This window comes from Pelomonas sp. SE-A7 (genome assembly GCF_030345705.1).
Classification (GTDB): domain Bacteria; phylum Pseudomonadota; class Gammaproteobacteria; order Burkholderiales; family Burkholderiaceae_C; genus JAUASW01.
On record NZ_JAUASW010000001.1, the window covers coordinates 1,674,880 to 1,688,884 of the forward strand.

Annotated in this window: 11 protein-coding genes and 1 other RNA gene; 4 read left to right on the plus strand and 8 right to left on the minus strand. The window is 68.0% G+C overall.

Annotated features, from left to right (window positions below; all coding sequences use genetic code 11):
- The 4 genes from QT382_RS07630 to dnaX form a co-directional block, all read right to left on the minus strand.
- On the minus strand, positions 1-393 hold the full coding sequence (locus QT382_RS07630) for an MAPEG family protein (RefSeq protein ID WP_502929842.1): 393 nt from the start codon (positions 391-393) through the stop codon (positions 1-3).
- 9 nt (positions 394-402) lie between these two features.
- A complete protein-coding gene (recR, locus tag QT382_RS07635; RefSeq protein WP_289253435.1) occupies positions 403-984 on the minus strand; it encodes a recombination mediator RecR in 582 nt (193 codons plus the stop codon).
- A gap of 85 nt (positions 985-1,069) precedes the next feature.
- A complete protein-coding gene (locus QT382_RS07640) occupies positions 1,070-1,396 on the minus strand; it encodes a YbaB/EbfC family nucleoid-associated protein (RefSeq protein WP_289253436.1) in 327 nt (108 codons plus the stop codon).
- Between the two features lie 11 nt (positions 1,397-1,407).
- Positions 1,408-3,327, minus strand: a complete 1,920-nt coding sequence (dnaX, locus tag QT382_RS07645) for a DNA polymerase III subunit gamma/tau (protein WP_289253437.1) — start codon at positions 3,325-3,327, stop codon at positions 1,408-1,410.
- 44 nt (positions 3,328-3,371) lie between these two features.
- On the opposite strand from dnaX, the gene QT382_RS07650 reads away from it, so the two are divergent.
- The 4 genes from QT382_RS07650 to QT382_RS07665 all read left to right on the plus strand — a co-directional run bounded on the left by QT382_RS07650 (position 3,372) and on the right by QT382_RS07665 (position 5,282).
- Positions 3,372-4,496, plus strand: coding sequence for an AIR synthase-related protein (locus QT382_RS07650; protein ID WP_289253438.1), 1,125 nt, complete (start codon positions 3,372-3,374; stop codon positions 4,494-4,496).
- A gap of 16 nt (positions 4,497-4,512) precedes the next feature.
- Positions 4,513-4,890 carry a SirB2 family protein gene (locus QT382_RS07655; RefSeq protein WP_289253439.1) on the plus strand — a complete coding sequence of 126 codons (378 nt, stop codon included), beginning with the start codon at positions 4,513-4,515 and terminating at the stop codon, positions 4,888-4,890.
- Positions 4,891-4,932: 42 nt separating this feature from the next.
- Positions 4,933-5,030, plus strand: an RNA gene (ffs, locus tag QT382_RS07660) — signal recognition particle sRNA small type.
- 120 nt (positions 5,031-5,150) lie between these two features.
- Positions 5,151-5,282, plus strand: a complete 132-nt coding sequence (locus tag QT382_RS07665) for a hypothetical protein (RefSeq protein ID WP_289253440.1) — start codon at positions 5,151-5,153, stop codon at positions 5,280-5,282.
- Positions 5,283-5,306: 24 nt separating this feature from the next.
- On the opposite strand, the gene QT382_RS07670 is transcribed toward QT382_RS07665, so the two are convergent.
- The 4 genes from QT382_RS07670 to QT382_RS07685 all read right to left on the minus strand — a co-directional run bounded on the left by QT382_RS07670 (position 5,307) and on the right by QT382_RS07685 (position 13,974).
- Entirely contained in the window at positions 5,307-7,724 is a 2,418-nt protein-coding gene (locus QT382_RS07670) for a serine/threonine protein kinase (RefSeq protein ID WP_289253441.1), read from the minus strand.
- Positions 7,721-9,541, minus strand: coding sequence for a serine/threonine protein kinase (locus QT382_RS07675; RefSeq protein ID WP_289253442.1), 1,821 nt, complete (start codon positions 9,539-9,541; stop codon positions 7,721-7,723). The genes QT382_RS07670 and QT382_RS07675 overlap by 4 nt, the downstream gene beginning before the upstream one ends.
- A gap of 100 nt (positions 9,542-9,641) precedes the next feature.
- Positions 9,642-13,538, minus strand: a complete 3,897-nt coding sequence (gene hrpA / locus QT382_RS07680) for an ATP-dependent RNA helicase HrpA (protein ID WP_289253443.1) — start codon at positions 13,536-13,538, stop codon at positions 9,642-9,644.
- A gap of 37 nt (positions 13,539-13,575) precedes the next feature.
- Complete coding sequence (locus QT382_RS07685) at positions 13,576-13,974, minus strand: VOC family protein (protein ID WP_289253444.1); 399 nt, start codon at positions 13,972-13,974, stop codon at positions 13,576-13,578.
- Positions 13,975-14,005: the final 31 nt, after the last annotated feature.

The following is a 14,005-nucleotide window of genomic DNA, read 5'->3' on the forward strand; positions in this document are numbered from 1 at the left end:
TCAGGCGATCAGGAACAGGGCGATGCTGATCACCAGCCCCACCGCCCAGACCGCAGAGCGCAGCAGCGCCTTGTCGGTGACATAGAAGAAGATGTAGGCCAGCCGGGCCAGCACGAAGCCCACGGCCAGGCCGTCGATGCGGCCCTGGGCGGCACCCATCTGCTGGGCGGCGAGCACGCCGGCGATGAACAGGGGCAGCGCCTCGAAGCTGTTTGCCTGCGCCGCATTGGCGCGGGCAGGCCAGCCATCCAGCCTTGCCAGCCAGGCACGCGGATTGTGGTTGTCGAAGCCGCCGTCGCGGCGGCGCTTGCCGAAGCCCTTGGACTTGGCCAGCCAGGCGCAGAACAGCGGCAGCAGGCAGGCCACGATCAGGCAGCCATGGGCAAGGGTCATGCGCATCTCCTAACGTCTGTCCACCAGGGCATGGGCAATGGTGCCCAGGTCCACATATTCCAGCTCGCTGCCTATGGGCACACCGCGCGCCAGCCGCGTGGCGCGCATGCCGCGCGAGCGCAGGGCTTCGCCCAGCACATGGGCCGTGGCCTCGCCCTCGGCGGTGAAGCTGGTGGCGAGGATGACCTCCTCCACCTTGCCGTCCTGCGCGCGCTCCAGCAGCTGCTCGGCGCCGATCTGGCGGGCGCCAATGCCGTCCAGCGGGCTCACGCGGCCCAGCAGCACGAAGTAGTAGCCGCGGAAGGAACCGGTGCGCTCCAGCGCCGCCTGGTCGGCCGGTGTCTCGACCACGCACAGCAGCTTGCCGTCGCGCTGCTCATCGGCGCAGATGCCGCAGAGCTGCGTCTCGCTGAAGGTGTGGCAGCGCCCGCAATGACCGATATGCGCGGCCGCGCCTTGCAGGGCCTGGGCCAGCTGCTGCGCGCCTTCACGGTCGTGCTGCAGCAGGTGGTAGGCCATGCGCTGAGCCGATTTCTGGCCCACGCCGGGCAGGCGCCGCAGCGCCTCGATGAGAGCTTCGAGCGAGGTCAAAGTCCGGCCTTTCGCCGGGCCGCCCCAAGGAAGGCCGGCGCCCCCTCGGGGGGCAGCGAATGCAATTCGCGTGGGGGCTCCATCCTCAGAAGGGGAATTTCATGCCGGGGGGCATGGGCATGCCGGCGGTCAACTTGCCCATCTTGGCCGAGCTGACTTCCTCAGCGCGACGCAGGCCGTCGTTGAAGGCGGCGGCCACCATGTCCTCGAGCATGTCCTTGTCGTCGGCCAGCAGGCTGGGATCGATGGTGACGCGCTTGACCTCGTGCTTGCAGGTCATCACCACCTTGACCAGGCCGGAGCCGGACTGGCCCTCGACCTCGATCATGCCCAGTTCGTCCTGCGCCTTCTTCAGGTTGTCCTGCATGGCCTGGGCCTGCTTCATCAGCCCGGCGAGTTGGTTCTTCATCATGGTCGTAGCTCCTAGGAATTCAGCGGTTTGATCGACCCGGGCACGATGCGTGCCGTGCGGTACTGGCTCATCAGGCGCAGCACTTCCGGGTCCTGAAGAATGATTTGCTCGGCGGCTCGCTGGCGCGCCAGTGCGGCGGCCTGCTCGCGCAGTGCGGGCGAGTCGGTGGCGACGCCGGCTTCGGGCTCCACGCGCTGTGGCGAGCCCAGGGCCTGGCTCAGCGCGGCCTCGAGCTTGTCGACCAGGGCGGCCTGGCGCAGCGACTCGCGCTCGACGCGCAAGCGCCAGCTGCCGCCCTGCTCGCCCAGGCACTGGGCCTGCATGGCCAGCTCGCGGGCCAGGGCCGTCAGGCCCAGCGTCTTGACCAGCTCATGCCAGCGTTCGCCTTCGGGCGTGGGCTGCAGCTCGGGCTCATTGCCGGCGGTCGAGGCATAGGCCTGCGGAGCCGACGATGACGGGGCCGCGAGGGCCTGGCCTTCGTCGTCGGCCATGGGCGCATCCAGCCAGGGCGGCGGCTCACCGTCGTCGGCCTCGGGCTCAGGTTCTGCATGCACCACCGGACGCGGACGCAGGCGGGCGCTGGGGCTGTTGTCGTTTTCGACGGGCGCCGGGCGCGCGGCCGGCGGGGTTGCCGGCTTGGGCTCTTCGACCTTGAGTGCAACAACGGGCGCAGCAAGCGGCTGGACAGCGGGCGCCACGCGCGGTGGCTGAACAGCTGCTGGCGCAGCAGCCGGTGCTGCGATCGGCACGGCCGCCACGGCCGCCGTGCTGCGCAACAGCGGTGCGCTCGCGGGCTTGGCAGCCGGAGCCTCGCCGCGCGGCAACTGAGCGCCACCGGGACGGAAGGCCAGCATGCGCAGCAGCACCATCAGCAGGCCAGCATATTCGTCGGGCGCCAGGCCCAGCTCGGCACGGCCATGCAAGGCCATGCTGTACATCAGCTGCACTTCATCGGCCGGCAGAGCAGCGGCGAGGCGGCGGGCCTCGGCGCTATCCGGGTCGGCATCATCAAGCGCTGCCGGCGCGGCCTGGGCCACAGCGATCTGCTGCAAGGCACTGGCCAGGTCCTCCAGCGTGCCGGCCGCCGAAAGGCCGAGGTCGCGCAGTGCGTCGGCCTGCGCCACAACGTCGGGGCCGCTGGCGGCGACCAGGGCGTTCAGGATTGCGATCACATGGCCGCGGTCCACCGTGCCCAGCATCTGGCGCACGCCGGCTTCCTGCAACTGGCCGGCACCGAAGGCGATAGCCTGGTCGGTCAGCGACAGCGCATCGCGCATCGAACCGCGGGCCGCGCGGGCCAGCAGTCGCAAGGCGCCGGGCTCGGCCGGCACGCTCTCGGCCTGCAGCACCGAAGTGAGATGGGCCAGCACGGTCTGCGGCGCCATCGGACGCAGATTGAATTGCAGGCAGCGCGAGAGCACGGTGACCGGCACCTTCTGCGGGTCGGTCGTGGCCAGCACGAACTTCAGGTACTCGGGCGGCTCCTCCAGCGTCTTGAGCATCGCGTTGAACGCGGTGTTCGACAGCATGTGGACTTCGTCGATCATGTAGACCTTGAAGCGCCCGACAACCGGCTTGTAGACCGCCTGGTCAAGCAGCTGCGAGATCTCCTCGACGCCGCGGTTGGAGGCGGCATCCAGTTCCACGTAGTCGACGAAGCGGCCGGCATCGATGTCGCGGCAGGATTCGCAGACGCCACAGGGGTGGGCCGTGATGGTGCCCTGGCCATCGGCGCCGGTGCAATTCAGGCTCTTGGCCAGGATGCGCGACACCGTGGTCTTGCCGACGCCGCGGGTGCCGGTGAACAGATAGGCATGGTGCAGACGCTGCTGGGTCAGCGCGTTGGCCAAGGCTTGCACCACATGCTCTTGCCCCCGCAGTTCCTCGAAACTATGGGGACGGTACTTTCGCGCAAGGACCTGGTAGCTCATGGCGCGGCATTCTACGGGGCGTCACCGGGCGATAATCCCCGGCCATGAGCACCCATGCCCCCTCCTCGCCAGACACCCTCAGCTACGAGCAAGCCGGTGTCAATTACGACCTGATCGACCCGCTGAAGATCGCCGCCCAGCGTGCGGCCGCTGCCACCGGTGCCCACCTGGGCGGCCATGGCTTCTCGGAAGTGCCGGCCTCGCGCGGCGAGTCGGCCTATGTGGTGGACGTGGGCCCGTTCTACCTGGCCTCCATCGTCGAATGCCTGGGCACCAAGACCCTTGTGGCCGACGAGATGTCCAAGCTGACCGGCAAGAGCTTCTACGCCGGCATTGCCCAGGACACCATCGCCATGGCCATCAACGACCTGATCACGGTCGGCGCCACGCCGCTGGTGGTGCAGGCCTACTGGGCCGCCGGCGGCTCGGACTGGTTCGGTGACAAACTGCGCGCCCAGGCCCTGGTCGAAGGCTGGAAGAAGGCCTGCGACACCTGCCAGGTGGCCTGGGGGGGCGGCGAGACGCCGGCCCTAGCCGGCATCGTCGAAGAAGGCCGCATCGACCTGGCCGCCTCCTGCACCGGCCTGATCAATCCCAAGTCGCGCCTGTCGGTCGGCGACAAGCTGGGCCCCGGCGATGCCATCGTGCTGCTGGCCTCCAGCGGCATCCATGCCAACGGCCTTTCGCTGGCGCGCAAGCTGGTCGAGCGCCTGCCCAACGGCTACCTGACCGAAATTGAACCTGGCCTCACGTATGGCGAGGCGCTGCTGGCCCCGACCGTGCTGTATTCGCCGGTCACCGAGGCCTTGTTCAAGGCCGGCATCACCCCGCACTACTGCGCCAACATCACCGGCCATGGCTGGCGCAAGCTGCTGCGCCATCCGGGCCAGTTCACCTACCGCATCCACACGGTGCCGCCGGTGACGCCGGTGCTGAAGTTCATGCAGCAGCATGCCAAGCAGGACGACCGCGAGGCCTATTCCACGCTGAACATGGGCGCCGGCTTCGCGATCTTCGTGCCGGCCGACCAGGCCGAGAAGACGGTCGAAATCTCCAAGGCCTGCGGCATCGAGGCCTGGGTGGCCGGCTCGCTGGAAGCCGGCACCAAGCAGCTGCTGATCGAACCGCTGAACATCCGTTTCAGCGACGACGACCTGCAGCTGCGCTGAGCGGGAGCCCGTCCCCATGGACTGGTTCTATCCACAGATCCTGAAGATCCACGTCGTCATGGCCTGGGTCACGCTGGGCCTCTTCATCGTGCGTGGTCTGGCCTATCAGCTGGGCTACGGTGCGGCCAAGGACGGCGCAATGATGCTGATTGCCTTCGGCGCCAACACGCTGATGATCATCACCGGCCTGAGTCTTTGGGGGTCGCTCTACTACAGCATTCCGCGCGATGGCTGGCTGCTCGGCAAGCTGATTGCGTTGCTGGCCTATTTCGCAGCCTCGCACCTGGCGTTCAGCCTGAATCCCCAGCGGGCCCTGGGCTATGGCGCCGGCGTGCTGGCCCTGGCCTACGCAATGGCCGCGGCCTATACGCGGCAAGGCCTGCTGGTTGGCTGAGCTCGCCGGGAGGACCTCGAGTCCTCGCTTACAATGCGCGCTGACGGGCCTCCTCGCATGGAAGCGCGGCCAACCGGGTCAGGTGGGGAACCAAGCAGCCCTAGCCGTTGTGACCAGTGCCGGGGGTAAGGCTCGTCAACCTCCCCTCACTTTCAGCATCCGCGGATGTATCGCTTCGTAAGAGTCGATGCCGCGGGTCCTCGTCTGCGCGTCGCACCGCGTTGCCAGCTCATGTTCAACGCCCTGGAGGCCCTTGCATCATGAAGCCGCGCCGCACCCTGCTTGCCATCGTCGCCACCTTGCTGGCTGTCTCGCTCAGCGGCTGCATCATCCTGCCGGAGCGCCACCATCGCCACCACAATCACCACGACCGCTACGACCGCGGCCACTGAGCATGAAGCAACGGCAGGCCGGTCTCAACTGGCCTGTCGGAAGGCCATCACTGCCTGGTTGCGGAGCGTGCGCAAGAGCGAGAGCTCCTTCTCCCCCAGGTCGATGCTGCCGGGCTCGGGCTTGTCGGCATAGATCAACGCAAAGGGCGCGCCCTTGAGCGACATCGGCAGCAGCAGGAAACTGCCGGCCCGCAGATGTTCGCGGTGCCACGCCGGCAGTCGCTCGGCGATGCTGCCCTGCGAGGCGTCCGCGATCAGCGTGTCGGCCCCCTTCAGGGCCACGGCACTGAACAAATCGGGCAAGCTGCCGGCCGATAGCTTCAAGGCAACCTTGAACTGAGGGACGACGACCTCGACGCCCTCGCCCAGGCCGAAGCGGCCGGTCAATGTTTCGGTGCGCGCATCCCGCAGACAGAACACCACGCGGCGGAAGCCCAGGCCACGGTACATGGTCTCCAGCACCATGCGCAGGATCTCATTGAGCTTGACGCTCTCGACCATGGCATCCGTGATGTCCTGGATGCCGGCCGCCAGCACCTGGGCGATCTGCTCGCGCGATTGCGGCGGCTCGATCACCTGGGTCGATTCGAACGTGGCCTGCAGCTGGTGCGGCGACAGCGAGTCGCTGGGTGCCGGCGTCAGCGGCGCCAGCAGCCTCTGGGCCGGTGAATTCTTGGCCGGCAGGATGTCCATGGCCACGGCCAGCTGCGACAGTTTCTGGCGCGCTTGGTCAGCCGCCTGATCAAAGGCGTCGGCCGTAACGCCCAGGGCACGTGCATAGCGCTGGGCCATGGCCCGAACCTTGGCATGGGCCTCAGCCGGATCACTCTGCAAGATCAGGTCGGCCACATCGTTGGCGGCGCGAGCCAGCCAGCGATGGCGCTCGACCGGGCTGTCGAGCAGCTTGGTCGGTGGCTCGCCCTCCGGCCGGCGCATCGAACGCTGCAGCACCTCGGGCAGCCCCCATTGACGAGCCACCCCCAGACCCAGTTGCTCGTAGCTCAAGCCCAGCACCTGGATCGAGGCCGTCGTCTCGCTGACCGGTGGCGCGTTGTTCTGGCGCTCGGCGCGCACCAGGCGCCGCACCTGCTGCGCTTCCTCGGGGAAATAGAACTCGGTCAGCGATCGCCCCAGGGTCTGGAACATGGCACAGAGAAAGGCTTCCTCGCTCTCACGCGAGTTGGGCGCCAGTTCGCGCGCCAGCGAGGCTGCCATCAGCGAGCGAAGGAACTCCTCGCGCAACTGCTGGGCATGGGCCTTGTTCTCCATGCGCTCCAGCACGATCAGAGACAGTGCCAGGTTGCGAATGCCAGCAAAGCCTATCAACGCCGCGGCGCGTGAAACCGTGGAGATGCTGCCTCCCCCCGCATGGCTGAAATGCGCGGTGTTGACCATGCGAAGCAGCTTGTGGGTCAGGGCCACGTCCTTGAGGATCTCGTTGGACAGATTGGCAAGGCTTTCGTTCTCGGACGCGGTCAGCCGCTGGATGCGCGTGATCGAATCCGACATCGCCGGAAAGTCGCTCTTGTGCCGCATGCGGCGCAGCAGGAACTCCAGCGCCGCCATGTCGCCGCCATCGCTCGCCGCCTGTGCCGTGGGATGCAGCCATTCAACCAGGGCCTCGTGCATGGCCTTGGCCGTAGGCCAGCGCGACTTGCCGTCGCGGGCCAGGCCACGCTGCACGATGGCGCGCAGCGCGTCGTCCACGTCGGCCGCCAAGCCGGTCGGCAGCTGCAACTCTTGTTCCGTAACCCGCCGCACGGCCTTCCAGGGATCCGGGTCGCTGTTGAGCCGCAGGCCCGACAGCATCTCCGCCAGCATCACCGCCGCTGCGAACACATCCATGACCGGCGCCGGCGCCTCGCCGCGAGCCGCCTCGGGCGAGATGTAGCCCGGGGTGCCGACTATGCGCTGCGGCTTTCCGGCATCGCTGACGCGGGCCGCAATGCCGAAGTCCATCACCCGCGGCCGGCCCTTGGCATCGATCAGGATATTGCTGGGCTTGAGATCACGATGCACCACGCCGGCAGCATGCGCGGTCTGCAGCGCATCCAGCACGCCCAGCACCATCTCGACGGCATCGCGCGCGGTCATTCGGCCCTTGTCGCGCAGGCGCTCGCCGAGGGTCTCGCCGGCCACGTACTCGAACACGAGGTAGGGCTTGCCGTCCTGCACGTCGGCTTCGAACACCGGGACGATGTTGGAATGGTTCAAGCGGCTGACCGCGCGGGCCTCGTGCAGCCATTGATCGACGCTGCTCTGGTCGGTACCGGGTCGCAGCAGCTTGAGCGCGACGTCGCGGTCCAGCCGCGGATCATGAGCCAGCCAGACCGTGGCCTGCGCCCCCTCGCCCAGGCGGCGCAACAGGCGAAAGCGCCCGATCTCCGGAGGCAGCGTATCGGGGTTGAAGTCAACGCCGCCACCGCCACGCGTCGTGTTCATCGTCCACCACCCGAGAACGGCTCGGCCGCACGGCTGCGTAACGCCGACGCCTTGATCGCCGGCTCGGGCACCGCGACGCTGCGGGCCACCGGCTCGACGGTGCCACCCGCAGCTGCTGGCGGCTGCAGCGCCTGCATCACTTCACGCAGGCCGAGACTCAGCACGCGGGCGTATCGCCGGGTCGCGAGCTCGACGCCGGCCTTGCGCTTCTCCTCGGGACCGGACAGCGCATCGACCAGCTCATTGGCCAGGCTGCAGGTCAGGCGCAGCAGCTCGGCATCAGACTCGGCCGACCGGACCGGCGCGTCGGCCGGCTGGCGCCGGATCATATGCAGCAGTTCGTCGCCCAGCGACCAGTAGCGCGCCACCCCCGCGCCCAGGGTTTCGAGATCGGTGCCCAGCACCGCATAGGCCGCGGCCTGCTCGGTCATGCCGGCCGGGTTGAGATTGGTGTCGGTGGGCTCCGGGGGCTGCATCAGCTGCTTGATCTGCTGCGCATCGTCCGGGAAGTGGTACTGCAGCAGCAGCTTGCCCAGGTTCTGCAGCACGCAGATCAGGTAGACCACGTCGCCGTCGTAGCCGGCAGGCCGCAAGGCCTGAGAGATCTCGCCCGCACGGTGCACCTTCTGCATCAGGCTGCGCAAGCGCGCGGCGTTCTGTTCGTTCGCCACGCCCGGCCACTGCTTGACCGAACGGGCCGCCTGCTCGACGCCATTGAGGCCAAGCATGGCGATGGCCCGCTGCATGTTCAGCACGGTGCCCTCGCCGCTGCCCTGCATGCGCAAGGCATTGTTGACCCGGCGCAGCATCTCCAGCGACAGCGCCATGTCCTGCAGGATCATCGCCGCCACCGCGCTCGTGTGGGTGGCCTGCATGGAGCTGGACTGGGCCACGTGGACCAGCTTGCTGCTGGTGCTTGGCAGGTGGCCCAGGCGCTGAATACGGTCGATCATGGTGGCGACCGGCCCGCCTTGTTCCTGCGAGGCCGCTGCGCGCCAGCCGTCCAGTGCGCGCAGGAAAACCCTGGCGCTGTGATAGCGCTGGCGCTCCTGAGCCGCCGTTGCCCGGTTCGCGATGGCACGCAGCGGCGCAGGAATCGGATGCGGGGTCTCGAACGGCAGGCGCACCAGCTCCATGCCCTGGGGTTGCATGCGCTGCACGATCTCATGCAGGTCGGCCAGGTCCAGCACCTGACGCCCGCCCAGGCAGCGGTGCAGCAGCAGGCCCATGCAGACCACGTCTTCCTCTGCCGACTCGCGCACCGCGCGGCGGCTCACCGCATTGAAATCGACGTTGGCCGGGAAGACCTCCTGCGCCACCTCCAGGCCCAGCACCCGCACATGGCCAGCCGCGTCCATGACCACATGGGCCGCCTGAAGGTCCCGGTGGGCATGGCCAGCTTCATGGGCAAAGGCCAGGCCTTCCAGCGCTTGCCCCAGCCATTGCGCCACGTCGAGCGGCAACGGGTTGCACTGGCGGGTCAGGCGCTCGTCCAAGGTCTCGCCCAGGGCCCGGTCGTAGGCCAGATAGGGCCATTGGTCGACCTGGCCGACCTCGACCACATGTCCCAGGTTGGGATGCTGCACCCGCGAGCCGGCCTGGGCCATGCTCATCCAATGCTCCATGGCCGCCGGGCTGTTGGGCGCCTGGCGCGGCATGCAGAGCAGCATCTCCTGGTTGCTGCGGGAGTCGAACACCAGCCACAGCATGCTGCGCATGCTCTTGTTCAAGAGAGCGCGAAGCTCGAAGCGGCCGAAGCGACGCAAGGGGGCGGCTGCCTGGCCGTTGCCGGTGGGAGCGCTGGAGGTCTCGGACACGTGCGAAGTCTTGTTGGTAACTATTGGTTCGAGTGTGCTCTATTTGAACGAGGCCAGGCAGAGGGCAATCGAGAGAACTGGCTTCGATAGCGTGAGGAATTCAGCCCGCCAGCTGAGCCCACACCTTCTCGAGGCGCTTGACCGACACCGGCTGAGGCGTCCTCAGCTCCTGGGCGAACAGGCTGACCCGCAGCTCCTCCAGCTGCCAGCGGAAGTCGGCCAGGCGGGCGTCGTGCTGGCCCTTGAGCTCGGCCACCCGGCGCTGGTAGCGCTGCTCCAGCGGGCGCAGCTCCGACATCAGCTTGGCATCGCGGGCCGAGTCGGCGCGCAGCTTGTCCAGCCGTGCGGTGATCGCCTTCAGGTAGCGCGGCAAATGCTGGGCCTGGGTCCAGGGCGTGGCCGCGACGAAGTTCTTGGGAATCAGTCGCTGCAGCTGGGCCGTGATGTCGTCGGCCACGTCCTTGGGAGCCCGGGCGTCCTTGAGCTTGCGGACCGCGCCCTGGTAGTCCAGCAGGATCTGCAGGGCCAGGCGGGCCACCTCCTGAGCGATCAGGTTCAAGCGCGCGCGGCCCTCCTCTATGCAGCGCTTGAAGGCGAACTCGTCGGTCGGCAAGGGATCGGTCAGGAAAGCACGGTCCAGTGCCAGGCCGATGATCTGGTCGCGCAGCTCCTCGGCCGTGCCCAGGGCCATGTAGACCACGGCCATCTTCTGCAGATCCGGGATGTTCTTCTCAAGGTACTTCAGCGGCTCCTTCAGCTGCAGAGCCACGAGCCGGCGCAGGCCGACCCGGTGCTTGGCGGTCGCGACCTCGGGTTCGTCGAACACCTCGATCTCGACATGGGCGCCCTTGTCGATCAGGGCCGGAAAGCCGATCAGGGCCTGGGCGCCGCGCTTGACTTCCATCAGCTCGGGCAGCTCGCCGAAAGTCCAGGCCGTGTAGGCGGTGGCGGCGTCGCGGACCGGTGCCTTGGGCGCAATCACCTCGGCTCGAATGCCGCCCTTGGCAACCGGCGGCAGCGCAGGCGCAGCCGCCGGCAGCTTCAGCGCGGCCAGCGCCTGGAAGGCCGAACGGGCCTGGCTGCCCAGCTCGGCCTTCAAGGCCGCCAGGTTGCGGCCCTGGCCCAGCTGGCGGCCATGCTCGTCGACGATGCGGAAGTTCATGAACAGGTGCGGCTGCAGCTGCTCCAGCTTGAAGTCGTTCTTCTGGATGGCCAGCTGGGTGCGCTCGCGCACCGACTTCAGGAGCACCTCGACCAGGCTGCCCTGGCCAAACTCGCTCAGCTCCACGAACTCGGCCACATAGTCGGGCAACGGCACCAGGCGGGCCCGCGGCTTCTGGTGCAGGCTCTTGACCAGGGCCATGACCTTGGCCTCCAGCATGCCCGGTACCAGCCATTCGCAGCGCTCGTCGCTGACCTGATTAAGCGCATAGATGGGCACGGTCACCGTCAGGCCGTCGCGCGCGTCGCCCGGCTGGTGCAGGTACTCGGCCTTGCAATCCACCCCGCCCATGCGGACCGTCTTGGGGAAGGCATTGCTGGTGATGCCGGCCGCCTCGTGGCGCATCAGCTCCTCGCGGCTGAGCATCAGCAGCTTGGGGTTGGCCTTGCTGGCCTGCCGGTACCACTTCTCGAGCGAGGCGCCGGAGCAGACCTCGGCCGGCAGCTGCTGGTCGTAGAAGGCTTGGATCAGCTCCTCGTCGACCAGCACGTCCTGGCGCCGCGACTTGTGTTCCAGCTCCTCGACCTTGGCCACCTGCTTCTGGTTGTGGGCCAAGAAGGGCAGGCGGCGGAACATCTCATCCGGCCAGTCGCCGTTGACCAGGCATTCGCGGATGAAGATCTCGCGCGCCGCCACCGGGTCGATCCGGCCGAAGTTCACGCGGCGACCGCTGTAGATCACGATGCCGTACAGCGTGGCGCGCTCCAGTGCAATCACCTCGGCCGCCTTCTTCTCCCAGTGCGGCTCGGCCAACTGGGTCTTCAGCAGATGGCCGGCGATGCCGGGCAGCCATTGCGGCTCGATGGCGGCGATGCCGCGGCCGAACAGCCGCGTCGTATCGACCAGCTCGGCCGCGACTATCCATCGCCCTGGCTTCTTGCTCAGGTGAGCGCCCGGATGGCGCCAGAACTTGATGCCGCGCGCGCCCAGGTACCAGTCGTCGTCATCGGCCTTGAGGCCGATATTGCCCAGCAGGCCGGCCAGCATGGACAGATGAACCTGCTCGTAGGTCGCGGCCGCGCCGTTCATGCGCCAGCCCTGCTCGGCCACGACGGTGTGCAGCTGCGAGTAGATGTCGCGCCATTCGCGCACGCGGCGCGGCGAGACGAAGTTGTCGCGCAGCAGCTGCTCATGGCGGCGGTTGCTGAGCTTGTGCTCGCCCTCGCCGCCACGCGATTCGCCCAGCCATTTCCACAGCTTCAGATAGCCCATGAACTCCGACTTCTCGTCGTCGAACTTCTTGTGCTTCTCGTCGGCGGCCTGCTGCTGCTCCATCGGCCGGTCGCGCACGTCCTGGCCCGAGAGCGCGCTGGCGATGATCAGCACTTCGCTCAGCGCATCACGCTGGCGCGCTTCCAGGATCATGCGGCCCACGCGCGGGTCCAGCGGCAGCTTGGACAGCTCGCGGCCCATCTCGGTCAGTTCGTTGCGCTCGTCCACCGCGCCCAGTTCGGCCAGCAGCTGGTAGCCATCGGCCACGGCCTTGCGCGGTGGCGGCTCGATGAAGGGAAAGTCCTCGACCGTGCCCAGGTGCAGGGCCTTCATCCGCAGAATCACGCCGGCCAGCGAGCTGCGCAGGATCTCGGGGTCGGTGAAGCGCGGCCGCTCGTTGAATTCCTTTTCTTCGTAGAGCCGTATGCAGATGCCGTTGGCCACGCGGCCGCAGCGGCCGGCGCGCTGGTTGGCCGCCGCCTGACTGATGGGCTCGATCTGCAGCTGCTCGACCTTGTTGCGGTAGCTGTAGCGCTTGACACGCGCCAGGCCGGGGTCGACAACGTAGCGGATGCCCGGCACCGTCAGCGAGGTCTCGGCCACGTTGGTGGCCAGCACGATGCGCGGCCGGCCATGGGCCTCGAACACGCGGTCCTGCTCCTGCTGCGACAGCCGGGCGAACAGCGGCAGCACCTCGACGCCGGGCGGATGGTGCTTGCGCAGCGCCTCGGCCGCCTCGCGGATCTCGCGCTCGCCAGGCAGGAAGACCAGCACGTCGCCCGAGCCCGAGCGCCAGAGCTCGTCCACCGCGTCGCAGATCGCGTCATTGACGTCGCGCTCCCGGCTCTCCTCGAACGGCCGGTAGCGCTGCTCGACCGGGAAGGTCCGGCCCGAGACCATGATGACCGGCGCAGGCCCCTTGGCGCTGGCGAAGTGGTTGGCAAAGCGATCGGCATCGATGGTGGCCGAGGTGACGATCACCTTGAGATCGGGCCGGCGAGCCAGGATCTCGCGCAGGTAGCCGAGCAGGAAGTCGATGTTGAGGCTGCGCTCGTGGGCCTCGTCGATGATGATGGTGTCGTAGGCCTTGAGCAGCGGGTCGGTCTGCGTCTCGGCCAGCAGGATGCCGTCCGTCATCAGCTTGACCGAGGCGCCGCTCTGCAGCCGGTCCTGGAAGCGGACCTTGTAGCCGACCACCTCGCCCAGCGGGGTCTTCAGCTCCTCGGCGATGCGCTTGGCCACGCTGCTGGCGGCGATGCGCCGCGGCTGGGTGTGGCCGATCAGGCCGCCGCCATTGGCGCGACCCCGGCCCAGGGCCAGGGCGATCTTGGGCAGCTGCGTGGTCTTGCCCGAACCGGTCTCGCCGCAGACGATTACCACCTGGTGTTCGGCCACAGCCCGCATGATCTCCTCGCGCCGGCTCGATACCGGCAGCGATTCTGGGAACTCGATCGGGGGCAGCGGGTTGGCCGGGGCCGCAGTGCGGCCGGCCGGCCGGGGCTCGCGGCGAGGGCCCTGAGGCCTGGGTTCGCGCCGCGGCGGTGGGGAAGTCTGGTCTTTCACGGGACGCGGATTATCCGCGCCCCGCGAGCGGGCTCGCTCAGGCCTTCTGGCTCTCGTAGGTGATCACGCTGATGGTGGCTCCCTGCGGATCGCGGATGCAGGCCATGCGGCCGACCGTGGGCACGTCCATCGGCGGCATCAGCACCGCGCCGCCCAGGGCCGTGCACTTGGCGATGGTCTCGTCCACGTTATCCACGGTGACGTAGCAACCCCAGACCGTGGGCATGGGCGGCGCGCCCTCGCCGCAGGCCGTGCTGTCCATCATGCCGGCGATGGGCTGCTCGCCCAGCTTGGCCACGGTGTACTTGCCGCCCTGCATGTCCATGGTTTCCAGCTTCCAGCCGAACAGGCTGCCGTAGAACTCGGCGGCGGCGCCGGGGTTGGGTGTCATCAGTTCGGACCAGCTGAAAGCGCCGTGGGTCTTCATTGCATCCATGATGTCTCGCTCCTGGTGAGGGGTGGGGAGG

What these genes read in the sequence shown, in the direction of transcription:
- QT382_RS07640 (WP_289253436.1), bottom strand. Translation starts at nt 1,396, where the DNA reads ATGATGAAGAACCAACTCGCCGGGCTGATGAAGCAGGCCCAGGCCATG.
- QT382_RS07685 (WP_289253444.1), bottom strand. Translation starts at nt 13,974, where the DNA reads ATGGATGCAATGAAGACCCACGGCGCTTTCAGCTGGTCCGAACTGATG.
- QT382_RS07630 (WP_502929842.1), bottom strand. Translation starts at nt 393, where the DNA reads ATGACCCTTGCCCATGGCTGCCTGATCGTGGCCTGCCTGCTGCCGCTG.
- QT382_RS07650 (WP_289253438.1), top strand. Translation starts at nt 3,372, where the DNA reads ATGAGCACCCATGCCCCCTCCTCGCCAGACACCCTCAGCTACGAGCAA.
- QT382_RS07655 (WP_289253439.1), top strand. Translation starts at nt 4,513, where the DNA reads ATGGACTGGTTCTATCCACAGATCCTGAAGATCCACGTCGTCATGGCC.
- QT382_RS07670 (WP_289253441.1), bottom strand. Translation starts at nt 7,724, where the DNA reads ATGAACACGACGCGTGGCGGTGGCGGCGTTGACTTCAACCCCGATACG.
- QT382_RS07665 (WP_289253440.1), top strand. Translation starts at nt 5,151, where the DNA reads ATGAAGCCGCGCCGCACCCTGCTTGCCATCGTCGCCACCTTGCTGGCT.
- dnaX (WP_289253437.1), bottom strand. Translation starts at nt 3,327, where the DNA reads ATGAGCTACCAGGTCCTTGCGCGAAAGTACCGTCCCCATAGTTTCGAG.